Source organism: Caulobacter sp. BK020 (assembly GCF_004342605.1).
In the GTDB taxonomy this organism is placed as follows: Bacteria; Pseudomonadota; Alphaproteobacteria; order Caulobacterales; family Caulobacteraceae; genus Caulobacter.
This window is the reverse complement of the sequence record NZ_SLZL01000008.1, coordinates 127635-152185: the sequence shown is the minus strand read 5'-3', so window position 1 is coordinate 152185 and position 24551 is coordinate 127635. Positions and strand designations below refer to the sequence as shown.

Here is a 24551-nt window from a genome sequence, read left to right as displayed (position 1 = left end):
TGTTCAGGCCTGGATCGCGGGCTCCGTGGATGAGAGAGCGGCCTCCGCCAGACCCAGGCGCTGCCTCGGCAAGGCCTCGGGCAGCTCGTCGCGCAGGAAAGCCATCATCTTCTCGCGCACCTCGCAACGCAGGTCGAAGGTCCGGGGCGCGCTGCGGGCGCTGACCAGGCAGCGGACCTCCAGCACCTGGGCGGTGACGTCGGTGACCTGCAGGTTGACCACCTTGCCGTCCCATAGCGACGAGGCCCTGGCGATCTCCTCCAGCTTGGCGCGCAGGCGGTCGATCGGGGCGGCGTGGTCGACATAGAGCATGGCCGTGCCGATCAGGGCGGCGCTTTCGCGGGTCCAGTTCTGGAACGGCGTCTGGATGAAGTAGCTGAGCGGCAGAACCATCCGCCGCCAGTCCCACAGCCGCACGACCACGTAGGTGGCGTTGATCTCCTCGACATTGCCCCACTCCTTGTCGACGATCACCGCGTCGTCGATGCGGATCGGCTGGGTGATGGCGATCTGGATGCCGGCGATCAGATTGGTCAGCAGCGGCTGCAGGGCCAGGCCGACGATCAGCGAGGCCGCGCCGCCGGCCGCCAGCAGGCTGACGCCCCACTGGCGCACGCCCGGTATGGTCATCAGGGCCAGGCCTGCCGTGACAAGGCCGACGACCACGGCGCAGGCCCGGCGCAGGATCTTCACCTGGGTCAGGTGCTTGCGGGCCAGCAGGTTATCTTCAACGTCGACGTTGAAGCGCCGCATGTAGAGCGCCGCGCCGATGTCCAGGGCGGTCAGCACGATCCAGCCGACCAGCACGATGAACAGGATCAGCAGCAGGTGTTTGGCGCCGGCCGCCTGGCCGGTGGTCAGGGGCGCGATCGAGGCGGCCAGGCTGAGGGCGGCCACGGTGAAGGCCATCCGGGTTGGACGCCGCGTGCGCACGGCCAGGGCCGACCAGAAGGCGTCCCTGGACAGCGAGCGGCGGACGATCCGCACCAGCACGAAGTGCGCCGCGAGCGCCAGCAGCACGGCGATGGCGACCAGGACCAGGCTGATCGCCCACGGCGGCGCCCAGGCCAGGCGCAGCGCCAGGTCCGTAAGCCAGGGAGGGGAGGCGGACATGGGCCTTGAACGCGTGATGCGGCCGGCGGGTTCGTCCCCAGGTTCTCTCGCAGGTGAGAAGCTAATCTCCAGCGCCCTATCGAGGTGGGCTGCAGGCTCCGCCGTAAGCTTCAACATAGGGGCGATCGAAACAGGCCAATAGACGATCCACGACGTCCAGGTTCGGAGGCCAGCTGAGTTCTCGGCCTGTCTGCGCCTTGTACGCCGCCGCACCGGCCTGAAAGTCGGCGGGCTGCGGCAAGCCTGAAAGCTTCTGGCGGGCGGCGATCAACGCCGGGCGGTCGTGGCGCAGGAAGGCGATTGTCGCCTCGGCATAGGCTTGGTTCGTGGCGTCGCCATCGTGATTGGCGTTCGCCAGCAACGGTATCGCGGCCTGGCTGTCGCCGCCCATGGCCCTGAGCTGGCCCTCGTGCCAGCGCAAACCATCAGCCTGGGAAAGCGGTAGGTTCGGATGCGCCTTGCGATAGTCGGCGATCAATCCGGCGCCCGCCAGGAAGCAGCCCGGCGCCTGGCCGACCGTACGCCAACCCGACGCGTCCTGGTCGAAGCGGTCCAAATCCATGGCCAACATGGCGGTGCGGTCGTAGGCGCAGCCCTCGGCGCGCGCCAGGCCGCCGAAGATCAGCAGACCCGCAACGGCGATGGATGCGGCGAGACAGGACCTCTTCATTCCCCGATCCATCGCTCCAGATCCTTCAGCGCCCGCAGGCTCATCAACCGCTTTTTGGCGCGGCCGCGTTCCTTCAGCGGGATCTTGACGCCGTTCTCGTCGACCTTGGGAGCCTCCAGCGGCGGCAGCAGGCCGTAGTTGATGTTCATCGGCTGGAAGCTGGCCTTGCCTTCGGGACCGCCCTCCAGGTGGCCGCCGGTGACGTGGTCGACCAGCGCCCCGAGCGCGGTGGTCGGTGGCGGCGCGTCCAGCGTCCGGCCGAGGCGCTCGGCGGCGGCGAAGCGGCCGGCCAGCAGGCCCGTGGCGGCGCTTTCGACATAGCCTTCGACCCCGGTCATCTGGCCGGCGAAGCGCAAGCGCGGGGCGACCTTCATCCGCAGGCTGCGGTCCAGCAGGCGCGGGCTGTTGATGAAGGTGTTGCGGTGCAGGCCCCCCAACCGCGCGAACTGGGCGTTGGCCAGGCCCGGGATCATCCGGAACACCTCGGCCTGGGCGCCATGCTTCAGCTTGGTCTGGAAACCGACCATGTTCCACAGCGTGCCCAGGGCGTTGTCCTGGCGCAGCTGGACGATGGCGTAGGCCTTGACGGTCGGGTCGCGCGGATTGGTCAGGCCGACCGGCTTCATCGGTCCGTGGCGCAGGGTCTCGCGGCCGCGCTCGGCCATCACCTCGATCGGCAGGCAGCCGTCGAAATAGGGCACGTGCTCCCAGTCCTTGAACTCGGCCTTGGGGCCGGCCAGCAGGGCGTCGATGAAGGCCTCGTACTGCGCCTTGTCCATCGGACAGTTGATGTAGGCCGCCGCGTCGCCGCCCGGGCCTTCCTTGTCGTAGCGCGACTGGCGCCAGGCGATGTCCATGTCGATCGACTCGACGTGGATGATCGGGGCGATGGCGTCGAAGAAGCTGAGCTGGCCTTCGCCGCTGAACTCCAGGATGGCGTCGGCCAGGGCCGGCGAGGTGAGGGGGCCGGTGGCGACCACGACATTGTCCCATTCGGCGGGCGGCAGGCCGGCGACCTCTTCGCGGACGATGGTGATCAGCGGGTGGGCCTCGATGCGACGGGTGACCTCGGCCGAGAAACCGTCGCGATCGACGGCCAGGGCTCCGCCGGCCGGCACCTGGTGCTGGTCGGCGGCCGACATGATCAGCGAGTCCAGCTTGCGCATCTCGGCGTGCAGCAGGCCCACGGCGTTGAACTGCCAGTCATCGGAACGGAAGGAGTTGGAGCACACCATTTCCGCGAGACCATCGGTCTGGTGGGCGTCGGTGCGGATTTTTTTTGTTTGTCCTACCGCTTCGCTGCTTGAGGACGAGTCAGGCTCGTCGCGACGCATCTCGTGCAGGACGACCGGAACGCCGGCCTGGGCGATCTGCCAGGCGGCCTCGGACCCGGCCAAGCCACCGCCGATGACGTGAATGGACGGGATAGAAGAAGGAAGAATGCTCATGCGCGCCCTCATACCCCCGCTGGCCAGCTGGCGAAACCTGCGTGTAGGTTGGGGCCAGACTCAGGGTTGCGGGGGCGTTCATGGCGAGCTTTTCGGCGACGGGCGCGGCGGCGGCCGGGTTTGGGGTGATCGGCCGCGCGCCGCTGGCGGTCCTGGCCTGGGGGCTGGTGATCCTGGTGATCCTGATCGGGCCGATGGTGGGCCTGATGTGGAGCCTGGCGCCGCAGTTCATCGAGATGGTCAAGACGATGCCCGATCCGGCGTCGTCGACATCGAGCGCGGCGGAGTCCGCGATGATGGCGCGGATGATGCAGTTCCAGACCAGCATGATGGGCGTGAACTTGGTCAGCTGGGTGGGTAGCGCGGTGGTCAAGGCGGTGGTGGCCGGGGCGGTGTTCCGCGCCGTGCTCCAGCCCGACCAGAAGCGCTGGGCCTATCTGCGCCTGGGCATGCCGGAGCTGTGGCTGGGGCTGGTGACCCTGGTCCAGGGCGTGCTGTTCATGATGGCCTATTTCGCCGTGGTGTTCATCGGCGTCATCCTGGGCCTGATCCTGTTCCTGGTCGGTTCGGCCGCGGGAGACGGCGGCAAGCTGATCGCCGGCCTGCTGATCGCCCTGGTGGTCCTGGTCGGGATCGCGGTCCTGGTCTGGGGCCTGCTGCGCCTGTCGATGGCGGGACCGATGAGCTTCGTCGAGAGCAAGTTCCTGCTGTTCGAATCCTGGGCCTTCACCCGTGGCCAGGCCGGCCGTCTGTTCGGCATGGCGGTGCTGCTGATGCTGATCCTGATCGGGCTGGAACTGGTGCTGTACGCGATCCTGGGCGTGGCGGCCTTCGGGTCGTGGGCGGGGATCCAGGCCACGGTCGAGACCCTGAAGGGACAGCCGCCGCAGGCCTGGCTGCATGCCTTCTGGAAGATCGCGGCGATCGGGACCGTGCTGCTGTCGTTCGTGGCCGCCTTCGCCATGACGCTGCTCTATGCGCCGTGGGCCAAGGCCTATCAGGAACTGGCGGCCTCAGGCGCGGGCAAATCCTGAGGAGGCGACGCTCGCGCGCGGCGCCAGAGCCACGGGCGGCGAAATTCAGCGTGACACCCGTCGCGACTCGTCGCCAAGGCGGGGGCGAACCGCTTATGACTCTTGGGATTCGAGGGGTTCGCGCGGGGCGCGGTCGAGCGAGGGGTTTCATGGCTGAGGGATCGGCGGCGATCGGGCGGACCGTTCGCGCCGGAATGGCGGGATGGGCGCCGGGTCTGCGGACCTGCTGGGCCGCGCTGGTCGCCGGCGCGGTCCTGGGCCTGCTGCCCCGCGCCCCGGGCCTGGCCTTGTTCGGCCTGCCGCTGGAGTTGGCCGCCACGACCGTGGCCTATGGCGCCCTGTATCGACACGCCTTCGACGGTCCCGCCGGCTTCAAGGGCCTGCGCTGGGGCGCCGTGGAATGGCGACTGCTGGCCGTCCAGGTGCTGGTCACGGTGATCCTGACCGTCGTCATGGCGGTGCTGGCGGTGCTGGTCGGCGCGGTGGTGGTGGGCGTGGCCAAGAGCAACGCGCCGGGCCTGGACATCACCTCTGTGGACGCCTGGCGGGCCGCGCTCGGCGGTCCGGGCGCCCTGGCCGCCAGCCTGCCGCCGCTGCTGTCGATGGCCATCATGGTCTGGCTGTTCCTCAGGCTGTCCCTGGCTCCCGTCGCCACCGTCGATCTGGGCCGCATCCAGGTGCTCAGCGCCTTCGGGCGCACGCGCGGCGCGGTGCTGGTGCTGGCCGTGGCCGGGGCCGTGCTGGCCGCGCCGGCCGTTATCCTGGTGGTGCTGATCGGCTATCTGCGGGCCATCGCCGGCTTCGCGGAGGGCACGCTGGTTCCCGAACTGGTCAGCGTCGTCCTGGTGTTCTTCTATCTCATCCCGGTCTGGACCGCGGCCCTGGTCGACGTCTATCGCGTGCAGCCCGCCCCGACCCCTGGAACCCTCCGGACATGACCACCTTCTCGCCCGTCCAAGCCGCCCTCGAGGGCGTCCGCATGACCCAGCGCAAGCCGCTGGTCGTGCTGGCCTGGGCCGCCTGCTATTTCGCCATGCTGGTCGTGCTGGGCCTGGTGGTGGCCTTCGCGTTCGGCGGCACGGTGCGGGCTGACCTGGCGTTGCTGGCTCGAACCAACGACCTGCGCGAGCTGGTCGACATCGTCGCCCGCCGCAAGGGCACGCTGCTGCCGCTGATCGCCTTCGCCGTGGCCCTGCAGTCGGTGATCAGCGTGGCGATCATGCGCGCGGTGGTGCGCCCCGAGGAACGGCGGCTGGCCTATCTGCGCGTGGGCCGCCAGGAAGCGCGCCAGTTCGTCGTCGCCCTGGTCGGCTGGGTGGTGGCCCTGGTCGTCACCGCCCTGCCCAGCGCCGTGCTGGTGCTGATCGGCGCCGGCCTGATCAGCCTGGGCGCGGTCGAGACCAACCGCTGGGTCGAGGTGCTGGGCGCCATCGCCGTGGCCGGCCTGTCGATCTGGTTCGGCATCCGCCTGTCGCTGCTGTCGATCACCACCTTCGCCGAGGGCAAGCTGTCGCTGCGCCGGACCTGGGCGCTGACCGACCACCATTTCTGGCATCTGCTGGGCATGTACGCCCTGGCCTTCGTGATCACCTTCCTGGTCAGCGTGGCCCAGACCGTGGTGGCGGGCGTGATCCTCAGCCTGTCGGGCGGGGCGACCAACCTGGTGATGCTGGCCCTGAGCGGCCTGGCCAACCTGCTGCTCGCGCCGTTCTTCTTCACCGTCCAGATGGTGATCCTGACCGCCGCCCCGGCCCGGGCCTATTACGACCTGCACGAAAGCGAACTGGCGCCGGCGGCGGTCTAGGCCCTGGCGCTCGGCCGCGTCGACGCCCGTTCCCGCCAGACCTTCAGCCGCTCGGCCTCGTGCGGGACCTCCAGGCCGATGAAGCCGGCGAAGTCGATCGTGGTCAGGGCGACGATGTCGGCCATGCCGAACGTGTCGCCGGCGATCCATTCGCGGCCGTCGGCCAGTTCGCGGTCCAGCCAGTCCATGGCCTTGGCGGCGATCGGCCGGTTGGACTCGCCGAAGTCGCGGTTCTGAACCAGCAGCGAGGCCGTCAGCGGATGGGCGTGGCGCCAGTACATGGCGGCGGGGATCATCAGCTGGAACTCGATGCGGCGGACCCACATGTCGGTGCGCGCCTGACTCAGGGCGCAGGTCCCGAACAGCGGCGGCGTCGGATGCAGGAGTTCCAGGTAGCGGCAGATGGCGACGCTCTCGCTGATCGTCTGGCCGTCGTCCAGCTCCAGCACCGGAACCTGGCCCAGGCTGTTGCGCGCCCTGTGCTCGGGTGACTTGTGGCCGCCCTGGCGCAGGCCGATCCGGATCTCGGGCAGGTCCAGTCCCTTCTCCGCCGCGAAGATGCGCACCCGGCGCGGATTGGGCGCGGGATTGGCCTCGCCATACAGCTTCACGACATCCTCCCGGTGCGGCCATCCTGGCGCTTCAAACGAACGTTAGAATTGGCCGCGGCGTTTGGGTAGCGGAAACCGCTGGCGGGGCTGTCGCGCGGCCGCGAACCTTGTTAGGCGTGGTCGAGATGAAACGGGGCATGGCGATGGATCAGTTTTCGGCGACGGACGCGGCTCTGGCCGGCTTTCGGGCGGCGCGCGAGAAGCCCCGGGCCGTGGCCGTCTGGGCCGGCATCATGGCGATCCTGTCGTTCGTCGTCGCGATCTTCGCGATCTCGACGTTCGGCGACAAGCTGAGCGCCCTGACCACGGCCGTGGAAGGCGAGCCTGACCCGCAGACCACCCTGGCGGCGATGAGCGGCCTGTGGCCCCTGTTCGTCGGTTCGATGCTCTATGTGCTGGTGACCAATTCGGTGCTGCTGGCCGCCGTCAACCGCCTGATCCTGCGGCCGCAGGAAGGGGCGGGGGCCTATCTGCGCCTGGGCGGGGACGAGCTGCGGCAGGCCGCGGTCCAGGTGCTGCTCTACCTGGTGCTGTTCGGCGCCTATTTCGTCGGCGTGGTCGTCGTGGCCCTGCTGGGCGCGATCGGCGGCACGATCGGCGGGGCGGGCCTGGGCGTCCTCCTGGGCCTGCTGGCGGGCCTGGCCCTGCTGGCCGGCCTGGTCTTTCTGTCGGTGCGCCTGTCGTTCGCCAGCACCCTGGCGTTCGACACCCGCCGGATCGACCTTCGCGCCTCGTGGGACATGACCCGCGGCCGGTTCTGGCAGCTGTTCGGGACCTACCTGATCGCCACGGTGCTGGCGGTGGTGGTCTATCTGCTGCTGTTCGTGATGATCGCCGCGGTGGGCGCAATCGCTGGCGTCGCCACGGGCGGCGGTTTGGCGGCGGCCGGCGACGCCCTGCATGGCGAGGCCACCACCCTGGCCGAGCTGTTCTCGGTGTCTGGCGTCATCCGCGCGCTGCTGTCGGGCCTGATGTCGGTGCTGGTCTCGCTGATCGTCTTCGCCCCGGCCCCGACCATCTACGCCCAGCTGAAGGGCCGCGACGTCTCGGACGCGTTCGTCTAGGGCGGGTCCATGAGGGATTTCGCCTTCGGCCCGGCTGTCGTGGCGGGCGTGGACCTGCTGCGACGCCGTCCGTGGGCCATACTGGCCGTGGCGCTGCTCGGGGCGCCGGTCGCCTTCGCGAACCGGGTGACGGCCGTGTTATCCAGCCACTTCCTGATTCCGGCCTTCACGCAGCCGGCGTCGGTGTCGATGATCAACACTGCGACCACCGGGGTCAATCTTCTGGTGTTCCTGCTGGGGGTGTCGGTCATGGCGGCCGCCGTCTCGCGAGGCGGTCGGATCAGGATGGGCGGCGACGAACTACGACTGTTCGTCCTTTCCCTGATCGCCTTTCTGCCGCTGCTCATCGTCCTCGTAACGATCGGCGTCGCCGGCGCGATTACGTCGATCGGCCGGCTGGCGGGCGCCTGGGAGGATGGGGTCATGTTCACCGCCCTAGGGCTTGGCGTGGTCTTGGCCCTCGCCCTGACCAGCCGTCTGTCACTGGCCGGCCCGATGACCGTTCGGGACGGGGCGATGCGGTTCATGGCCTCGTGGCGGCTGACCCGGCAACGGCCGTGGAAGATCTTCGGCGTCTTTCTTGTCACGGTGCTGATGGGCGCGGTGGTCGCAGGCGGGGGCGGATATCTGCTGACCCTGGCGATCCAGGCGCTGAGGCTGGACATCGCCATGATGTACGACCCTTCCCTGGCCGTCGCGTTGAAGGCGGTGGTCAAACCCGCCGTGCTGGCGCACGCCTTTTTGCAGGGACTGCTGATGGGTTCGGCCGTGGTGATCCAGATTGCGTCGGCCGCCTATATCCACCGACAGCTGGTCGGCGATCCGGTCGCCGATCAGGCCGCCGTGTTCGACTAGCCTGCCGCCGGTCTCGGCCGGAACCCTTGCCATCCGGCGCGCGCAACGCAAGGATGCGCGCCGGGTTTCGAGGGGGCTGAAATGCAGTTCAAGGTGACGGAAGCCGCGTTCGAGGGCTTTCGCCTGATCCGGCGCGAGCCCAGGACGATCGCCATCTGGGCGGTCTTCAGCCTGGCCGCCAGCGCGGCGCTGATGGCGGCGATGATCGCCTCGGGTTTCGGCCGCTTCATGGGCGCATCGACCCAAGGGAGCATGAGGCCGGAGGCGCTGACGGGCTTCCTCGTCGGCGAACTCATCGCGATCGGCGGGGCGGTCCTGATCGCCTCGATCATGGGCGCGGCCGTCTACCGCGCGATCCTGCGGCCGGCCGAGGCGCCGCTGACCCGGCTGCGGCTGGGCGGCGACGAACTGAGGCTGGTCCTGCTGTCGGTGATCATGGGCGTGGTGTTCACGGGCCTGACCATCGCCTTGGCCATCCCTGTGGGCATATTGGGCGTGGCGATCGGCGTCGGCGCCAACCTGGGGCAAGGCGGGGCCGAGCCCAACGCCGGCGCCATGGTCGGCATCGTCCTGGTGGTGCTGCTCGGCTATCTTCTGGTCATCGCGGGCCTGGTGTTCTTCGCGGTCCGGCTGTCGCTGGCCGGAGTCATGACCTTCGCCGAACGCCGCCTGCGGGTGTTCGAGTCGTGGCGGCTGACCAAGGGGCGCTTCTGGCGGCTGCTGGGCTGCTACGGCCTGGCCGTGGTGCTGATGCTGCCGATCTACATGGTGATGATGACGCTGTATTTCGCCATCACCTTCGCCTTTTCCGGAGGCGACGTCGGCCGGGCGATGGGCGAGATCGCCCAGCCCGACATGACCTCGGTGGCGGCCTATTTCAGCCCGGCGCGGGTCATTTATCTGCTGCTGGCCGGCGCCATGGGCGGGGTGCTGAACGCGGTGATGTACGCCCCCGCCGCCGTCGTCTATCGCGAAATCGCCGAAACCCGGCCCGAAAGCCAGGCCGAGGTGTTCAGCTAGCCGGAGCGGGCGCGAGGCGATTGCCGCCTCGCGCCGCGGGCTCAGGCCCGCTTGGCCGCCTTCAGCGCCGCGACCCGCTCCAGCCGCCGCTCCTCGTGGCGGGCCAGGACGTCCTTCAGGTAACGGCCGGTCCAGCTGGCCTCGACCTTGGCCACGTCCTGGGGCGAGCCCACGGCGACGATCTGGCCGCCGCCGTCGCCGCCCTCGGGACCGAAGTCCAGCAGCCAGTCGGCGGTCTTCACCACGTCCAGGTTATGCTCGATGACGACCACGGTGTTGCCCTGGTCGACCAGCTCGTGCAGCACCTCCAGCAGCTTCTTGGTGTCCTCGAAGTGCAGGCCGGTGGTTGGCTCGTCGAGGATGTACAGGGTGCGGCCGGTGGCGCGCTTGCTGAGCTCCTTGGACAGCTTCACCCGCTGGGCCTCGCCGCCCGACAGGGTGGTCGCCTGCTGGCCGACCTTGATGTAGCTGAGGCCAACGCGCTTGAGGGTTTCCATCTTGTCGCGGATCGGCGGCACGGCCTTGAAGAAGTCGGCGGCCTCCTCGACCGTCATGTCCAGCACGTCGGCGATGGTCTTGCCCTTGAACAGGATGTCCAGGGTCTCGCGGTTGTAGCGCTGGCCCTTGCAGACGTCGCAGGTGACATAGACGTCGGGCAGGAAGTGCATCTCGATCTTGATCAGGCCGTCGCCCTGGCAGGCCTCGCAGCGGCCGCCCTTGACGTTGAAGCTGAAGCGGCCGGGGCCGTAGCCGCGCGCCTTGCTCTCGGGCAGCTGGGCGAACCAGTCGCGGATCGGGCCGAAGGCGCCGGTATAGGTGGCCGGGTTCGAACGCGGGGTGCGGCCGATCGGCGACTGGTCGATGTCGATGACCTTGTCGAAGTTCTCCAGTCCCTCGATCCGTTCGTGCGAGGCCGGGGCGTCGCTGGCGTTGTTCAGGCGGCGCGCGGCGGCCTTGTACAGGGTCTCGATCGTGAAGGTCGACTTGCCGCCGCCCGACACGCCGGTGATGCAGGTGAAGGTCCCGACCGGAATCTCGCCCGTGACGTCCTTGAGGTTGTTGCCCTTGGCGCCGACGACCCGCAGCATCTTCTTCTTGCTGATGGGGCGGCGCTGTTCGGGAACCTCGATCTCGCGCACGCCGGTCAGGTACTGGCCGGTGACGCTTTTCGGGTTGGCCATGATGTCGGCCGGCGTGCCCTCGGCGACGATCTCGCCGCCGTGCACGCCCGCCGCCGGGCCCATGTCGATCACATAGTCGGCGGTGAGGATGGCCTCCTCGTCGTGCTCGACGACCAGCACCGAGTTGCCCAGGTCGCGCAGGCCTTGCAGCGACTGCAGCAGGCGGGTGTTGTCGCGCTGGTGCAGGCCGATCGACGGCTCGTCCAGCACGTAGAGCACGCCGGTCAGGCCGCTGCCGATCTGGCTGGCCAGGCGGATGCGCTGGCTCTCGCCGCCCGACAGGGTGCCCGAGCCGCGCGACAGGTTCAGGTAGTCCAGGCCGACATCGACCAGGAACCGCAGGCGGTCGTTGATCTCTTTCAGGATCCGCCGGGCGATCTCCATCTGCTTGTCGGTCAGGTGGCCTTCCAGGGCGGTGAACCAGTCGCGGGCCGGACGGATGGCCAGGTTCGAGACGGCGGCGATGTCCATGCCATGCACCTTGACCGCCAGGGCCTCGGGCTTCAGGCGCTTGCCGTGGCAGACCTCGCAGGGGGTGTCGGACTGGTAGCGGCCCAGCTCCTCGCGGACCCACGAGGAGTCGGTCTCGCGCCAGCGGCGCTCCAGGTTCGGCAGCACGCCCTCGAACGGCTTGGCCACCTCGTACTTGCGGGCGTTGTCGTCGTAGGTGAACTTGATCTTCTCGCCCTTGGAGCCTTGCAGCACCACCTGGCGGGCGCTCTCGGGCAGCTTGTGCCAGGGCTCGTCCATCGAGAAGCCGTAGTGGCGGGCCAGGGCCTGCAGGGTCTGGGTGTAGAGCGGCGAGGGCCCCTTGGCCCACGGGGCGACCGCGCCCTTGTGAAGCGAACGGTCCTTGTCGGGGATCACCAGGTCGGCGTCGAAGGCCAGCTTGGCGCCCAGGCCGTCGCAGGCCGGGCAGGCGCCGGCCGGATTGTTGAACGAGAACAATCGCGGCTCGATCTCGGCGATCGTGAAGCCGCTGACCGGACAGGCGAAGCGTTCGGAGAACAGCAGCCGGCGGGGCTCCTTCTCGCCCTCCTCGACATTGGCCCACTCGGCCACGGCCAGGCCGTCGGCCAGGCGCAGGGCCTGCTCGATCGAGTCGGCCAGGCGCTGCTCCATGCCGGGCTTGGTGACGATGCGGTCCACGACCACGTCGATGTCGTGCTTGAACTTCTTGTCGAGGGCCGGAGCGTCCTCGATCGGATAGAACTCGCCGTCGATCTTCAGCCGCTGGAAGCCGGCCTTCTGCCACTCGGCGATTTCCTTCTTGTACTCGCCCTTGCGGTCGCGGACGACCGGGGCCAGCAGGTAGAGGCGCGTGCCTTCGGGCAGGGCTGTGATCTTGTCGACCATCTGGCTGATGGTCTGGCTCTCGATCGGCAGGCCGGTGGCCGGCGAATAGGGGACGCCTACCCGCGCCCACAGCAGGCGCATGTAGTCGTGAATCTCGGTTACGGTGCCCACCGTCGAGCGCGGGTTGCGCGAGGTGGTCTTCTGCTCGATCGAGATGGCCGGCGACAGGCCCTCGATCAGGTCGACGTCCGGCTTGCTCATCAGCTCCAGGAACTGACGGGCGTAGGCCGACAGGCTCTCGACATAACGGCGCTGGCCCTCGGCGTAGATGGTGTCGAACGCCAGCGAGCTCTTGCCCGAGCCCGACAGGCCGGTCAGCACCACGAGCTCGCCCCGCGGGATGTCGACGCTGACGTCCTTGAGATTATGCTCCCGCGCGCCGCGCACGCGGATGAAGTTCAGTTGTTCAGCCATGTTTTCCGGAACGCGCAGGGCCGTGGGAGGAGCCACGGCGAGACGGCTATATGTAGGGCTCGGAACGGCGATTAACACAAGAACAAGGTGCGAACAAATGTCGCGATGGCGGCACGTGGCGGCAGACTGCTGACATCAGGTGTCAGCAGGGGAATTGGTCCTCTCGGAACGAGATCGGAGGGATGTTGTGAAAATTCCAAAATGGAATATAATTCCCCTGCCGACCAAGCGGACGGCGGGCCCAATGCTGGGCGGTTCGGGAGCGATAAATGGATAACCATTTCAAATCCGAGGGGCCACCCAAATGGCTGATTGTTGGACGATCGTTTTCGATATCGAAGTCGCCCGGAAGATCGAGCAATGGCCGCGCCAGAACCGCTTCGATCTCCTAGCCATTCTAGACCTGCTGGCCGCCGAAGGGCCTTCGGGTCTGGGGTGGGACGCGGCGGAAGCCGGCGTCCCTTCGTGGTCGGATCTGGAGGAATCCTATCGGCGCGTTTTCTGGACGGCGGATCAGGCCCGTTTCTATCGCCTGAGCCTGGAAGTCTTGCCAGGAAGCGCGGTGAGAATGACCGACGCCGCTCATGGAATCAGCCGTTATTGGCGCTGAGACTTCGGCGTCGAAAGGCGTTGATATGACCGACATCAAATATTCCGATTGGCGTCCGAAACTGACGCCGGAGGAGGAACGCGAAGTCGCCGAGGGCGTCGTCGCGTTGAAGCGCCAAATCTCGCTGCTCAAGGCCCTGCGCGAGCAGCTTGGCCTGTCGCAGCTGGAGCTGTCCGAGATTCTCGAAACCACTCAGTCCAACGTCTCCAAGATGGAGGCCAAGGCCGATCCGCGCCTGTCCGTGATCCGCAAGCTGGTCGAGCATCAGGGCGGGCGGCTGAAGATCGTCGCGGAGTTCCCGGACAAGGAACTGGAGCTCCCCCTTTAGAGCCGCGCCGCCGCCAGGATCGGGCCGCCCTCGCGGGCCTGGACCAGCACCGCGGTGCGCAGGGCCGGATCGGCCGGGACCGTCGTAGCGAAGCCGACCGGCGCGCCGTTCCAGGCCCCCAGGCGGGTCAGTTCCACCACCACGTCGCGGTGGGGCAAAGTCTTGCCGTTGTTCTCGCCGCGCTGGATGGCCACCTGGCGGACGCGTGGATCGTAGCGCACCAGCCAGACATCGGCCCCGGCCTTCGGGGCCCGGCCCGCTCCGATCTCGACCCGGCCGCGCGCCAAGGTCACCGCGGTGTCCATGGCCGGCCGCGCCCGGCGCAGGGCCAGGTCGATGTCGCGGGCGTTGGCGCCGATCAGGTCCTCCCGCCCCTCGACCACCATCTGCGGCGTGCCCAGCTGGGCGCCCAGGCCGTGGGCATAGGCCTTCTGGCGGTCGGTAAAGGCGGGCTGGGCGAACGTGTCCTTCCAGCCCAGCTGGTCCCAGTAGGTGACGCCGAAGCTCAGGGCCAGCACGTCGGGCCGGTCGGCGAGGGCGTTGAGGTTGGCGTTGGCCGGCGGGCAGGATGAGCAGCCCTGGCTCTGGAACAGTTCCAGCACGACGGGCCGTCCGGCCGTTCCGCCCGCGCCGGACATCGACCAGGCGCCCACGGCGACCGCCAGGGCGGTTCCGGCCGCCAGGCTGGCCCAGGCTGTCCTGCGCATCGTCGTCCGGGTCATGGTCGTGTTCCTCGTCGATCGTCGAAGGTTCAGTTCGCGACGGGACGGCCGAAGGTTACGGCGTTCACCAACAATAAACCGCCTTTGGAAGGGCGACCTTCAGCACCGGTGGCGTCTATGGCCGAACGGATCGCGCGTCGGGCGCGCCGAACGGGGATGACGGGCGTGGCCAAGGCGGCGGCGAAGAACGATGCGAAGGCGCCGGCCAAGGGCAAGGCGGGCAAGCGCGCCAAGGTCGCTCGCCAGCGTTCCGAGATCGACGACATCATCACCCTGGCCGTTTGCGTCGCCTGCACGATCTGGGCCTTCAAGATCATCGTCGACCTGGGCGTCCTGAGCTTCTGACGGTTCGCCAAAGTCGCGAGTCACCGCATGGCTTGCGCGGGACGATTGGCGGGGACATGGCGACGATGCTTTTCAGGATGGCGATGGCGGCGATCTGCGCCGTGGTGCTGGGATGGAGCGGCGCGGCCGAGGCGCGTGCCGCCGACACCGTGCGGGTCGACGGCGGACTGATCGCGGGAGCCGCCGCCGATGGCGTCCGGACTTTCTTCGGCGTGCCCTACGCTGCGCCGCCGGTCGGCGACCTGCGCTGGCGCGCGCCCCAGCCGGTGAAGCCGTGGGACGGCGTCAGGTCGGCGACCGCTTTCTCGCCGGTCTGTCGCCAGACCGCGCCGTGGATCACCGAACCGCAGAGCGAGGATTGCCTTTATCTGAACATCTGGGCGCCGGCCGCACCATCGTCCGCCAAGCGGCCGGTCATGGTCTGGATCCACGGCGGCGGCTTCTTCGGCGGCTCCGGATCGCAGGCCTTGTACGACGGGACGCGGCTGGCCCGGCGGGACGTGATCGTGGTGACGCTGAACTACCGCCTGGGGGTGCTGGGGTTCTTCTCGCATCCAGACCTGACGGCGGAGTCCCCGGATCACGTCTCGGGCAATCAGGGCATCCTTGATCAGATCGCCGCGCTCCGCTGGATCCACGACAACATCGCCGCCGTGGGCGGCGACCCCGACCGGGTGACCATCATGGGCGAGTCCGCCGGCGGCGAGTCGGTGGCGATCCTGGTCGCCTCGCCCCTGGCCAAGGGTCTGTTCCAGCGGGCCATCTCCGAAAGCGGCAACTACGGCCTTCCTCTCGATCCGGCCGAGGCGCGGCAGTTCGACAAGACCGAGGCCGAGGCGGCCGGGGCGGCCTTCGCCCGGGCCGAAGGCGCGTCCGGGATCGCCGCCCTTCGCGCCTTGCCGGCCGACCAGTTGCTCCGCGCGGCCTGGTCGCCGCGCACCGTCGTTGAGGGCCATCTGCTGCGCGAGGACCTGACGACCCTCTATCGGACCGGGCGCCAGAATAGGGTTCCGATCCTGGTCGGCTGGAACGCCGACGAAGGCAAGGACCTGGCGCCGGAGATCTTCGCCACCTCGCAGTTCACCGCCGAGCGCCACGCGGCCCTTCTGGAGGGGCTGCTGCACCGGACGCCGTCGGCGGCGATGCTGGCCAAGTATCCGGCGCGCACCGACGCCGAGGCTCGGGCCTCGATCGACCAGTTCACGACCGACTATTGGGGCTGGCGGATCTGGTTCTGGGCCCGGCTGCAGGCGGCCGGGGCCAGTGACAAGGCCTATGTCTACCATTTCGTCCATTCGCCGACCGAGCCGCTGGAGCCCTGCGGTTACGGCTGCAAGGCTGGCCATGGCGCCGAGATCCGCTACGTGTTCGACCAGCTACAGCAGGACGCTCGGCCCTGGGGGGCGGATGACCGTCTGCTGGCCGACCAGATCGCCGGCTACTGGACCAATTTCGCCAAGAGCGGCGATCCCAATGGCGCGGGCTTGCCGCGCTGGACGCCGTTCGACGGATCCGATCGCACGATCCACCGCCTGGGCACGCCGGCCGAGGCGGTCGAGCGGGGGCCCGTCGACTTTGACGTGTTCGAGCCGTAGGTCGTTCGCGGAGGCTAGGACGATCCGCCCAGCGCCGCGTCCAGCGCTGCCGCCAGCCGCTGGGCGGCGATCGGCTTGGCCACGAAGCCGTCCATGCCGGCGGCCAGGTAGCGGTCGGTCTCGTGGGCCAGGACGCTGGCGGTGACCGCCAGGATCGGGGTGCGGGCCCGGCCCTCGGCGCTCTCGCGGGCGCGGATGACCCGGCCGGCCTCCAGCCCATCCATGCCAGGCATGTGGATGTCCATCAGGATGGCGTCCCAGGAGCCGGTTTCCCACCGGGCCACTGCCTCGTGCCCGTCGCACGCCATGTCGCAGGCGACGCCCAGGTGGCCCAGCATGGCCTGGAGCACGGTGCGGTTGACGGCGTTGTCGTCGACCACCAGCATCTTCAGCGCGCCGTCCAGGGCGGGTGCGGGATCGGCCGCTTCGACGGAAGCGGGCTGAACAAGCGAGCCCAAGGCCGGGCAGGGGACCGCGAAGGTGAAGCGCGCGCCGCCGCCCGCCGGGCTCTCGAAGCCGATCTCGCCGCCCATCAGGGTGACCAGCTCGCGGCAGATCGCCAGGCCCAACCCGCTGCCGCCCGAGCGGCGGGTGCTCGAGCCGTCGACCTGGACGAACTTGTCGAAGATCTGGGCGCGGCGTGTTTCGGGCACGCCCACCCCGGTGTCGGTGACGGCGCAGGTCAGGGTGGCGGCGTCCCCGCCCAGGCGCACGACCACGCCGCCCGCGTCGGTGAACTTGATGGCGTTGGAGATCAGGTTGCTCATCACCTGGCGCAGCCGCACGGCGTCGCCGTCGCGCCAGCCGCCGGCCTGGGGCGCGATCTCCAGGGCGAAGTCCAGACCCTTGTCGCGGGCCAGGCCGCCATAGAGCTGGCGCAAGGTGTCGGCCAGGGCGTCCAGGTCGAACGGAGCGCGGACGACCTCCATCTTGCCCGCCTCGATCCGCGAGATGTCGAGCACGGCGTTGATCACCGCCAGCAGGGTGGCGCCGGACTGGCCGATCACGGCCAGGCGGGCGCGTTGCCGGGCCGACAGGGTGTCGCGCTCCATGGCCTGGGCCATGCCCAGCACGCCGTTCAGGGGCGTGCGGATCTCGTGGCTCATGGTTTCGAGGAACTCGGTCTTGGCGCGGCTGGCGGCCTGGGCGGCGACGGCCAGGTCCTGGGCCTCGGTGCGCAGGCGGCGGTTCTCCTCCAGTTCGGCTTCGAGCTTGCGATTGAGGGCGTCCGAGGCCAGGCGGGCCCGCAGCTCCCGCATCACCGCGCCGCGCATCAGGGCCGACATGCCCAGGGCGGCGAAGGCGCCGGCCACGCCGATGAAGCCGTACTGGCCGACCAGGTCGCCGGGCGCGTTGCGGGCCATGGCCAGCAAACCGATGATCGCCGCGCCGACGCTGACCAGGGCCACGCGCCGGGTCGGGGCGGAGGTGGCGAAGGCCAGGGCCATCAGCACGAAATAGACCAGCTTGGCGGGCTCGAAATGCAGGATCTGGTAGGCGACGACATTGGCCATGAACAGCGCGTTCATGGCCAGGGCGGCCGTCTCCAGGCCCGGCATTTCGGGAGGCCGGGCCTTCAGCCGACGCCAGAGCCAGAAGCCGGTCGCGGCGGCGGTCAGCGCCAGCCCCTCCAGCACCAGCAGGGCCGCGCCCCGCTCGTAGAAGGGATGGGAAAGACTGATCAGGCTGTAATAGGCCGCGGCGGCCAACAGATAGCCGCGCAGGATCGGCACGCACGGCCCGACGATCTCCCGAGTCGGTATCGGTTCCAGCTTGCCGATCGCCTGCTTCATGAGCCCCCGCTCGTCTTCAAAGCCCCCCAGCTTGGCCGCACCGTACGCGATCCAGGTTAAGTCGCCATTGAGAACGCTGCCGTTCGCGGGACAAAGCTTTAGGCGGCGCGATCGATCCGGGCCGCGTAGCAGCCGGGCTTGGCGTAGTGGGCGTGGAGGTAGGCCACGCCCGGATCGGTCAGCATCCGCTCGATCACCGGCCCGGCCGCCGCGCCCTCGACGACGTCGGCGTCGCGCAGCATGCCGGCCGCGTCGAAGCCGCGCAGCGACAGCAGCCGGCGGCGCAGGGCCGGCGGCAGGACGTCGGTGGTCGAGGTCGGTCCTTCCGCCGCCTCGCGCACATAGATCGCGTAGCGCGAGCGGAACGGGGTGTCGGCGGCGTGGTGCTCGTGGTTCAGCAGGATCAGGGTTTCGCCCGGGGCGGCGTCGTCCAGGGTGACGCGGCAGGGAAAGGCGAACGGTGCGTCGGCGACCACGCGCAGCATGCCCCTTTCGGCCAGGGCCGCCTCGTTGAGGGCGAACAGCGGCGCGAACGGCTCGATCGGCAGGCTGGAAACGGTGAAGGACATGGGGGTCTCCTGTTCTGGAAGCCCGTTGTGACACCCTTCCGGAAAGGCCGACACCCGATCCTTGCGGTGGCGTCGAAACTTGCCGAACATGGGTCGATCGCCTAGAAGGTTCGTGTCCGAATTCCCGGGCCGACCGATGGAGGCTGCCATGGACATTGCGATGGACGACCGTTTCGCCCTTTCCGCAGACCTGACCGTGGTTGCCCATGCCCGCCTTCATCACCCTGGATTCCGTTCGGGCCGACACGCCTGACGGCCGCGTCCTCTTCGACAATCTGAACCTGACGATCGGGGCCGAGCGCATCGGCCTGGTCGGGCGCAACGGCGTGGGCAAGTCCACGCTGCTGTCGCTGATCGCCGGAACCGCCGCGCCGGCGTCGGGAGCGGTCAGCCGCGCCGGCGTGGTCGGGGTGCTGCCCCAGCTGCATGCTCCGCCGCCGGGCGCGCGCCTGGCCGACCTGCTGGGCGTCGGCCCGGCCTGGGACCGCCTGTGCCGCATCGAGGCGGAGGAGGGGGCAGCCGACAGCCTGGAGGACGACCTGGCCGAGGCCGACTGGACCTTGCCCGGTCGCGTCGCCGCCGCCCTGGGCGAGGTCGGGCTGTCGCGCTGGGACGCGTCCTGTCCGGCCGCCAGCCTCAGCGGCGGCCAGATGACCCGCGCCGTCCTGGCCGGCCTGCTGATCGCCGCGCCCGACGTGATCCTGCTGGACGAACCGACCAACAATCTGGATGCGGCCGGCCGCAGCCTGCTGGCCGACGTGCTGCGGCGCTGGAAGGGCGGGGCTGTGGTGGTCAGCCACGACCGGACCCTGCTGCGCGGCATGGACCGGATCGTCGAGCTGTCCAGCCTGGGCGCGACCAGCTATGGCGGCGGCTACGACCTCTATGCCGACCGCAAGGCCCAGGCCGCGGCCGCGGCCGAGCACGACCTGGAGGCGGCCGAACGCCAGGTGCGCCAGGCGGCCCGCGAGGCCCAGGTCGCCCGCGAGCGCAAGGCGCGCCGCGACGCCGCCGGTCGCCGGTTCGCCGCCAAGGGCAGCGAGCCGAAGATCCTGCTGGGCGCCCAGGCCGAGCGCGCCGAGAACACCGGCGCCCGCGAGGGCAGGCTGGCCGATCGGGCCGCGGCCGACGCCGCCCAGGCGCGCGAGGCCGCCGACGCTCGGGTCGAGCGCCTGCGGCGCCTGGCCTTCGACCTGCCGTCCTGCGGCCTGCCCGCCGGTCGGATCGTGCTGGACTTCGACGGCGTGGGCTTCGCCTATCCAGGCGAGGCGCCGGTGCTGGCGGACCTCAGCTTCCGTCTGACCGGTCCCGAGCGCTTGGCTCTGGTCGGCGGCAACGGGGCGGGCAAGTCGACCTTGATCCGGCTGGCGACCGGCGGCCTGGAACCCGTCGCGGGGACGGTGACGCGCGGCGTCGAGGCGGCCCTGCTCGACCAGCAGGCGGCGATGCTGGAGCAGGCCCAGACCATCCTGGACAACTTCCGCCGTCTGAACCCGGCCGCTGGCGCCAACCAGGCCCACGCCGCCCTGGCCCGGTTCCTGTTCCGCAACGTCGCCGCCCATCAGGTGGTGGCCACGCTCAGCGGCGGCGAGCGGCTGCGCGCCGCCCTGGCCTGCGTGCTGATGGCGGCCGACCCGCCGCAGCTGCTGATCCTGGACGAGCCGACCAACCACCTGGACCTCGACTCCGTCGAAGCGGTGGAAAGCGCCCTGGCCGGCTATGACGGGGCCCTGCTGATCGCCAGCCACGACGAGGATTTCCTGGACGCGGTGGGCGTGGAGCGGCGGATCGTGCTGTAGGTGCAGCGCGCTCCCCGCCGTGGTGAAAGATCTAGAAACCCGCTATAGTCTCGCCATGGCTCATTCCGCCGCAAAATCTCCACCGTCTAAGCTCGTCCGTGACGCTCGCACGGGGCGTATGCTTGAGGTGCGTGGCGCAGGCGCGCTGAAGGGAAAGCTGGCGCTGCAGAGCGGAGTCGATCTGACCCGGCCGATCCTTGAGCAGGTCGCCAAAGCCGAAAACAAGGCCCTCGCCTCTTCGCAGAAGAGATAGGATACGGCATTGGGGGTGCTGCTCGACACCCACGCGTTGTATTGGCTCGTGTCCGAAGCTGAAACCTTGTCAGACACCGCGCTCGTGGTGATCGCCGAGCAGCAGGCCGCCGGAACGCTCTACGTGTCGCCGATCACGGCGTGGGAGCTCGGCGTCATTGCCCTGAAGCCCAGGCAGGCGGAGCGACCAGACCTCGGTAACCTGACGCCGCGTCAGTGGTTTCGCGAGGCGGTGCGCCTTGTGGGCGCGACTTTGATTCCGGTGCGCCAGACGATCGCCCTTGAGGCAGCGGACGTGGTGGCGACTACCGGTCACAAGGATCCCGGCGATTGCTTCCTGATCGCCACAGCTCGCGTCAAGAAAGTTCCGATCATCACGCGTGATCGGGTGATGCTGAACCTCGCGCACGGCAGCCCGGAATATCTTTAGGCGATCGGCTGCTAGCCAGGATCGCGATCCGTGGTCTGGGTACGTCGCCGGGAATGGCTTTCTGTTGCTAATCACTCTCAACAGCAGTTATACGGCGCCTCAGTTTGAATTGCCGGGGCGTCGATCACCATGCGGACCATCTCAGCCAAGGGCCGTCGCGCCTCGATCCTGGCGGGACTCAGCCTGCTGGCCCTGGCGACCGCGACCACCGCCCGCGCCGAGGACGGCAAGGACGCCACCGACGTCGACCAGCTGGTGGTCACCGCCGCCCGCACCATCCTGCCGGCCAGCGCCCTGCCGCTGACGGTCGATGTGATCGACTCCGAGTCCCTGTCGCAGCAGGTCGGCATCGGCGGCTCGATCGTCGATGCGGTCTCGATCCTGTCGCCGTCGTTCTCGCCCACCCGCCAGAAGCTGTCGGGAGCCGGCGAGACCCTGCGCGGCCGCTCGCCGCTGTACGCCATCAACGGCATCCCGCAGTCGACCCCGATCCGTGACGGCTCGCGCGACGGCTACACGATCGATCCGTTCTTCATCGACCGGGTCGAGGTGATCTACGGCTCCAACGCCCTGCAGGGCATCGGCGCCACCGGTGGCGTGGTCAACCAGGTGACCGTCGGCCCGCCGCGCGCGGACGGCGTCAGCGGCAAGGTCCTGACCCAGGTCACGGCCGGCCATGACCTCGGCGACAGCGTCGGCGGCAAGGTCGCCGGCCTGGTCGCCTGGCGCGGCGGCGCGTTCGACGCCACCGCCGGCGTCGCCTATGACGCGCGCGGCGCCTATTACGACGCCGACGGCCGCCGTCTGGGCATGGACAACACCCAGGGCGACGTCCAGGACTCCAAGGCCCTGTCGTTCTTCACCCGCCTGGGCTGGCAGCTGGGCGACAACACGCGGCTGGACGTGGTGGCCAACCGCTTCGAGCTGAAGGGCGACGGCGACTACCTCACCACCACGATCAGCAAGATCAGCCCTTCGCCGGCCACCAATGGCGATCGCCTGACCCATCTGCCGACCACCAGCGTTCGCGGCGTCCAGCCCGGCCAGCCGGCGGCCAACCGCGTCGAGACCGTCTCGGCCTCGCTGACCAATAGCGACCTGCTGGGCGGCAACCTGATCGCCCAGGTCTTCTTCAACCGCTCGCGCGACACCTTCGGCGGCGACGTCAACGACACCTTCCAGGACGCCGCCATCGCGCCCAAGGGCACGCTGTTCGACCAGTCGTCGAACCGCTCGCGCAAGCTGGGCGCGCGGGTCAGCTATGAGCGCGCCGTGCCGGGGATACAGGGCCTGACCGGCACGGTGGGCCTGGACGCCATCAACGACCGCACCGAGCAGGTGCTGATCGAGACCGGCCGCGCCTGGGTGCCGCCGACCAAGTTCCAGAGCGTCGCGCCGTTCGTGCAGGGCAATCTCTCGCTGCTCGGCGACAAGGTCCACCTGGCCGGCGGGGTTCGGTTCGAGAATGTGGAGCTGAAGGTCGACGACTTCACCACCCTGGCCTTCTACGGCTCGCGCAAGGTGGCCGGCGGCGACCCGGACTTCAAGGCGACCCTGGCCAATGGCGGGATCGTGGTCGAGCCGGTCCGCGGCCTGCGCCTCTATGGCAGCTACGCCGAGGGCTACACCGTGCCCGACGTCGGCCGGATCCTGCGCGCCATCAATGTCGACGGCGCCGACGTCGACACCTATCTGAACATCGAGCCGATCGTGTCGAACAACCGCGAACTCGGCGCCGAACTGAAGCGCGGGCCGTTCGACGCCAGCCTCAGCTACTTCTGGTCGGCTTCGAAGCTGGGCCAGCTGCTGGTCAAGAACAGCGGCGGCGTCTTCGACGTCCAGCGCCAGCGGGTCGAGATCGAGGGGCTGGAGGCCAATGTGAAGGCCCGCACGCCAGTTCCAGGTCTGATCGTCTCCGCCGGCTACGCCCACCTGAAGGGGCGGACCGACACCAACAAGGACGGCCGGGTCGACACCGACCTGGACGGGGCCAACATCTCGCCCGACCGCCTGAACCTGGCCGCCGACTATCAGGGCGACACATGGGGCCTGCGCTTCCAGATCCAGTCCTACATCAAGCGCGACATGCAGGACGCCCTCGTGAAGGACGACTTCACTGGCTACACCCTGGCCGACGCCTTCGTGCGCTACAAGCTGCCGGTGGGGGCGCTGTCGCTGGGCGTCCAGAACCTGTTCGACAGCCAGTACATCTCGTACAATTCCGACACCACGGCGCCGGCGGTCGACCGCTACTTCGCCGGGCGCGGTCGGACCGCGACCCTGGGCTGGGAAGCGCGCTTCTGATGAAGACCGTCCGGCTCATCCATCGCTGGACCGGTGGGCTGATCGGCCTGCTGCTGGCCCTGCTGGGCCTGACCGGGACGCTGCTGCTGCACGAGGACGCCTTCCTGCGCGCCACCGTGCCCCACGCCGCCGACGCCCAGCGGCAGGACGCCGCCGCCCTGGGCGCGGCCGCGACGCGGATCTTCGCGGCAAAGGACCGCCCCCGCTCGATCGTGCTGGCGAGCCAGCGCCTGGGCCTGCACAAGCTGGCCTACAAGGGCGAGCATGCGGCCTATGCCGACCAGGACGGCGCGATCGTCCAGAGCTGGACCTCGAACTGGGCCCGGCCGGAGGTCTGGCTGTTCGACTTCCACCACCACCTGTTCAACGGCGATACGGGCGAGGTCGTGGGCGGGATCGCCGGCCTGGCGGGGCTTGGCTTCGTGGCCACCGGCCTGTGGCTGTGGTGGCCGACCCGGCGGATGTTCCATGTCCGGCCCTGGCCGCGGATGATGAAGCGGGCGGCCATCGTCCATCACCACCGCGACCTGGGCGCGCTGGTGGCGCCGCTGCTGATCCTGTCGCTGACCACCGGGGCGGCGATGGACCTGAAATGGTTCTCCGACGCGATCCGCGCGCCGTTCTCGTCGGCGGCGACGATGAAGGCCGCCTTGGCCCCGCCGAAGATCAAGGGCGGCAAGCTGGCCGGGGACCTGGACTGGACGGCGGTGATCGCCCAGGCCCAGGCCCGCTATCCCGGCGCTGAGATCCGCACGATCGGTCTGCCGGCCAAGCCGGGCGGCCTGATCTCGGTGCGCCTGCGCCAGCAGGCCGAGTGGCTGCCCAACGGCCGCACCATGGCCTGGTTCGACCCGGCCACCGGCAGGATGGTCGCCGACCGCGACGCCCAGGCCCTGCCGCTCGGCTCGCGGATCGCCAACCTGGACTACCCCCTGCACGCGGCCAAGGTCGGCGGCCTGCCGTACCGGCTGGTGATGACGGCGTCGGGCCTGACGCTCACCCTGCTGGGCACGCTGGCGGTGGTGACGTTCTGGGGCAACCCGACGGGGAGCCTGAAGCGGCGGAAGCGGGCGGTGAAGGCGGCGCCGGTCGCGATGCGGCGAGTAGATTCCCAATCGCCGCATATCGTGCGGTGATTGCGCGGTGAGGGACACACACTCTTTTCCGATCCGGCTTTGCGGTCGACAGGTGCGCTGGGGAAATGAGTGTGTGTCCCTCGACGCCAGCACCAGCT

At 69.2% G+C, this 24551-nt stretch carries 22 protein-coding genes; 14 read left to right on the top strand and 8 right to left on the bottom strand.

From position 1 onward, the window contains the following. Nucleotides 1-3 precede the first annotated feature (3 nt). The 3 genes from EV278_RS12065 to trmFO form a co-directional block, all read right to left on the bottom strand. Entirely contained in the window at nt 4-1113 is a 1110-nt protein-coding gene (locus EV278_RS12065) for a mechanosensitive ion channel domain-containing protein (RefSeq protein WP_132091350.1), read from the bottom strand. A gap of 76 nt (nt 1114-1189) precedes the next feature. Continuing rightward, nucleotides 1190-1783: a hypothetical protein gene (locus EV278_RS12060; RefSeq protein WP_243692171.1), complete on the bottom strand. Its 594-nt coding sequence runs from the start codon at nt 1781-1783 to the stop codon at nt 1190-1192. After that, on the bottom strand, nt 1780-3231 hold the full coding sequence (gene trmFO / locus EV278_RS12055) for a methylenetetrahydrofolate--tRNA-(uracil(54)-C(5))-methyltransferase (FADH(2)-oxidizing) TrmFO (RefSeq protein WP_132091347.1): 1452 nt from the start codon (nt 3229-3231) through the stop codon (nt 1780-1782). The genes EV278_RS12060 and trmFO overlap by 4 nt, the downstream gene beginning before the upstream one ends. Nucleotides 3232-3311: 80 nt before the next feature. Here trmFO and EV278_RS12050 point away from each other — a divergent pair, with 80 nt between their 5' ends. The 3 genes from EV278_RS12050 to EV278_RS12040 all read left to right on the top strand — a co-directional run bounded on the left by EV278_RS12050 (nt 3312) and on the right by EV278_RS12040 (nt 6069). Beyond that, on the top strand, nt 3312-4265 hold the full coding sequence (locus EV278_RS12050; protein ID WP_132091344.1) for a hypothetical protein: 954 nt from the start codon (nt 3312-3314) through the stop codon (nt 4263-4265). A 149-nt stretch (nt 4266-4414) separates the two neighbouring features. Further along, nucleotides 4415-5203, top strand: coding sequence for a hypothetical protein (locus EV278_RS12045; protein WP_132091342.1), 789 nt, complete (start codon nt 4415-4417; stop codon nt 5201-5203). Continuing rightward, entirely contained in the window at nt 5200-6069 is an 870-nt protein-coding gene (locus tag EV278_RS12040) for a hypothetical protein (RefSeq protein ID WP_132091339.1), read from the top strand. Before EV278_RS12045 ends, EV278_RS12040 begins: the two co-directional genes overlap by 4 nt. Here EV278_RS12040 and EV278_RS12035 read toward each other — a convergent pair. Beyond that, complete coding sequence (locus EV278_RS12035; protein WP_132091336.1) at nt 6066-6680, bottom strand: glutathione S-transferase family protein; 615 nt, start codon at nt 6678-6680, stop codon at nt 6066-6068. The two genes, EV278_RS12040 and EV278_RS12035, sit on opposite strands and share 4 nt — an antisense overlap. A 143-nt stretch (nt 6681-6823) precedes the next feature. Between EV278_RS12035 and EV278_RS12030 the strand changes: the two genes are divergently transcribed. From EV278_RS12030 to EV278_RS12020, 3 genes are all read left to right on the top strand, one after another. After that, nucleotides 6824-7744, top strand: a complete 921-nt coding sequence (locus EV278_RS12030; RefSeq protein WP_165916623.1) for a hypothetical protein — start codon at nt 6824-6826, stop codon at nt 7742-7744. A gap of 9 nt (nt 7745-7753) precedes the next feature. Then, nucleotides 7754-8599 (top strand): hypothetical protein, encoded by an 846-nt coding sequence (locus tag EV278_RS12025; protein ID WP_132091330.1) that lies wholly within the window; start codon nt 7754-7756, stop codon nt 8597-8599. An 81-nt stretch (nt 8600-8680) separates the two neighbouring features. Then, a complete protein-coding gene (locus EV278_RS12020; protein ID WP_132091327.1) occupies nt 8681-9619 on the top strand; it encodes a hypothetical protein in 939 nt (312 codons plus the stop codon). Between the two features lie 41 nt (nt 9620-9660). Here EV278_RS12020 and uvrA read toward each other — a convergent pair whose 3' ends face one another. Further along, nucleotides 9661-12570, bottom strand: coding sequence for an excinuclease ABC subunit UvrA (gene uvrA / locus EV278_RS12015; protein ID WP_132091324.1), 2910 nt, complete (start codon nt 12568-12570; stop codon nt 9661-9663). A 304-nt stretch (nt 12571-12874) separates the two neighbouring features. Here uvrA and EV278_RS12010 point away from each other — a divergent pair, with 304 nt between their 5' ends. Then, entirely contained in the window at nt 12875-13180 is a 306-nt protein-coding gene (locus EV278_RS12010; protein ID WP_132091321.1) for a hypothetical protein, read from the top strand. Nucleotides 13181-13205: 25 nt separating this feature from the next. Then, nucleotides 13206-13508, top strand: a complete 303-nt coding sequence (locus tag EV278_RS12005) for a helix-turn-helix transcriptional regulator (RefSeq protein ID WP_165916622.1) — start codon at nt 13206-13208, stop codon at nt 13506-13508. Here the strand turns inward: EV278_RS12005 and EV278_RS12000 are convergent. Next, complete coding sequence (locus EV278_RS12000; RefSeq protein ID WP_132091315.1) at nt 13505-14230, bottom strand: DUF1223 domain-containing protein; 726 nt, start codon at nt 14228-14230, stop codon at nt 13505-13507. The genes EV278_RS12005 and EV278_RS12000 overlap by 4 nt on opposite strands. 117 nt (nt 14231-14347) lie before the next feature. Here EV278_RS12000 and EV278_RS11995 point away from each other — a divergent pair, with 117 nt between their 5' ends. Continuing rightward, complete coding sequence (locus EV278_RS11995; protein WP_132091312.1) at nt 14348-14575, top strand: hypothetical protein; 228 nt, start codon at nt 14348-14350, stop codon at nt 14573-14575. Between the two features lie 56 nt (nt 14576-14631). Beyond that, nucleotides 14632-16170 (top strand): carboxylesterase family protein, encoded by a 1539-nt coding sequence (locus EV278_RS11990; protein ID WP_132091310.1) that lies wholly within the window; start codon nt 14632-14634, stop codon nt 16168-16170. Between the two features lie 14 nt (nt 16171-16184). Here EV278_RS11990 and EV278_RS11985 read toward each other — a convergent pair whose 3' ends face one another. Together EV278_RS11985 and EV278_RS11980 are read right to left on the bottom strand one after the other, a co-directional pair. Next, nucleotides 16185-17963 (bottom strand): ATP-binding protein, encoded by a 1779-nt coding sequence (locus tag EV278_RS11985; RefSeq protein ID WP_132091307.1) that lies wholly within the window; start codon nt 17961-17963, stop codon nt 16185-16187. Between the two features lie 98 nt (nt 17964-18061). Beyond that, nucleotides 18062-18532 (bottom strand): DUF1203 domain-containing protein, encoded by a 471-nt coding sequence (locus tag EV278_RS11980; RefSeq protein WP_132091304.1) that lies wholly within the window; start codon nt 18530-18532, stop codon nt 18062-18064. 206 nt (nt 18533-18738) lie between these two features. On the opposite strand from EV278_RS11980, the gene EV278_RS11975 reads away from it, so the two are divergent. From EV278_RS11975 to EV278_RS11960, 4 genes are all read left to right on the top strand, one after another. Further along, nucleotides 18739-20331, top strand: coding sequence for an ABC-F family ATP-binding cassette domain-containing protein (locus tag EV278_RS11975; RefSeq protein WP_132091301.1), 1593 nt, complete (start codon nt 18739-18741; stop codon nt 20329-20331). 268 nt (nt 20332-20599) lie between these two features. Beyond that, nucleotides 20600-21013: a type II toxin-antitoxin system VapC family toxin gene (locus EV278_RS11970; RefSeq protein ID WP_165916621.1), complete on the top strand. Its 414-nt coding sequence runs from the start codon at nt 20600-20602 to the stop codon at nt 21011-21013. 129 nt (nt 21014-21142) lie between these two features. Then, nucleotides 21143-23317, top strand: a complete 2175-nt coding sequence (locus tag EV278_RS11965) for a TonB-dependent receptor (RefSeq protein ID WP_132091295.1) — start codon at nt 21143-21145, stop codon at nt 23315-23317. Continuing rightward, nucleotides 23317-24453, top strand: a complete 1137-nt coding sequence (locus EV278_RS11960; RefSeq protein ID WP_132091292.1) for a PepSY domain-containing protein — start codon at nt 23317-23319, stop codon at nt 24451-24453. The genes EV278_RS11965 and EV278_RS11960 overlap by 1 nt, the downstream gene beginning before the upstream one ends. Nucleotides 24454-24551: the final 98 nt, after the last annotated feature.

What these genes read in the sequence shown, in the direction of transcription:
- EV278_RS11985 (WP_132091307.1), bottom strand. Translation starts at nt 17,963, where the DNA reads ATGAAGCAGGCGATCGGCAAGCTGGAACCGATACCGACTCGGGAGATC.
- EV278_RS11995 (WP_132091312.1), top strand. Translation starts at nt 14,348, where the DNA reads ATGGCCGAACGGATCGCGCGTCGGGCGCGCCGAACGGGGATGACGGGC.
- EV278_RS11960 (WP_132091292.1), top strand. Translation starts at nt 23,317, where the DNA reads ATGAAGACCGTCCGGCTCATCCATCGCTGGACCGGTGGGCTGATCGGC.
- EV278_RS12010 (WP_132091321.1), top strand. Translation starts at nt 12,875, where the DNA reads ATGGCTGATTGTTGGACGATCGTTTTCGATATCGAAGTCGCCCGGAAG.
- EV278_RS11975 (WP_132091301.1), top strand. Translation starts at nt 18,739, where the DNA reads ATGCCCGCCTTCATCACCCTGGATTCCGTTCGGGCCGACACGCCTGAC.
- EV278_RS12030 (WP_165916623.1), top strand. Translation starts at nt 6,824, where the DNA reads ATGGATCAGTTTTCGGCGACGGACGCGGCTCTGGCCGGCTTTCGGGCG.
- EV278_RS12040 (WP_132091339.1), top strand. Translation starts at nt 5,200, where the DNA reads ATGACCACCTTCTCGCCCGTCCAAGCCGCCCTCGAGGGCGTCCGCATG.
- EV278_RS12065 (WP_132091350.1), bottom strand. Translation starts at nt 1,113, where the DNA reads ATGTCCGCCTCCCCTCCCTGGCTTACGGACCTGGCGCTGCGCCTGGCC.
- EV278_RS12060 (WP_243692171.1), bottom strand. Translation starts at nt 1,783, where the DNA reads ATGAAGAGGTCCTGTCTCGCCGCATCCATCGCCGTTGCGGGTCTGCTG.
- EV278_RS12050 (WP_132091344.1), top strand. Translation starts at nt 3,312, where the DNA reads ATGGCGAGCTTTTCGGCGACGGGCGCGGCGGCGGCCGGGTTTGGGGTG.
- uvrA (WP_132091324.1), bottom strand. Translation starts at nt 12,570, where the DNA reads ATGGCTGAACAACTGAACTTCATCCGCGTGCGCGGCGCGCGGGAGCAT.
- EV278_RS12020 (WP_132091327.1), top strand. Translation starts at nt 8,681, where the DNA reads ATGCAGTTCAAGGTGACGGAAGCCGCGTTCGAGGGCTTTCGCCTGATC.
- EV278_RS11980 (WP_132091304.1), bottom strand. Translation starts at nt 18,532, where the DNA reads ATGTCCTTCACCGTTTCCAGCCTGCCGATCGAGCCGTTCGCGCCGCTG.
- EV278_RS11990 (WP_132091310.1), top strand. Translation starts at nt 14,632, where the DNA reads ATGGCGACGATGCTTTTCAGGATGGCGATGGCGGCGATCTGCGCCGTG.
- EV278_RS11965 (WP_132091295.1), top strand. Translation starts at nt 21,143, where the DNA reads ATGCGGACCATCTCAGCCAAGGGCCGTCGCGCCTCGATCCTGGCGGGA.
- trmFO (WP_132091347.1), bottom strand. Translation starts at nt 3,231, where the DNA reads ATGAGCATTCTTCCTTCTTCTATCCCGTCCATTCACGTCATCGGCGGT.
- EV278_RS12025 (WP_132091330.1), top strand. Translation starts at nt 7,754, where the DNA reads ATGAGGGATTTCGCCTTCGGCCCGGCTGTCGTGGCGGGCGTGGACCTG.
- EV278_RS12005 (WP_165916622.1), top strand. Translation starts at nt 13,206, where the DNA reads ATGACCGACATCAAATATTCCGATTGGCGTCCGAAACTGACGCCGGAG.
- EV278_RS12045 (WP_132091342.1), top strand. Translation starts at nt 4,415, where the DNA reads ATGGCTGAGGGATCGGCGGCGATCGGGCGGACCGTTCGCGCCGGAATG.
- EV278_RS12000 (WP_132091315.1), bottom strand. Translation starts at nt 14,230, where the DNA reads ATGACCCGGACGACGATGCGCAGGACAGCCTGGGCCAGCCTGGCGGCC.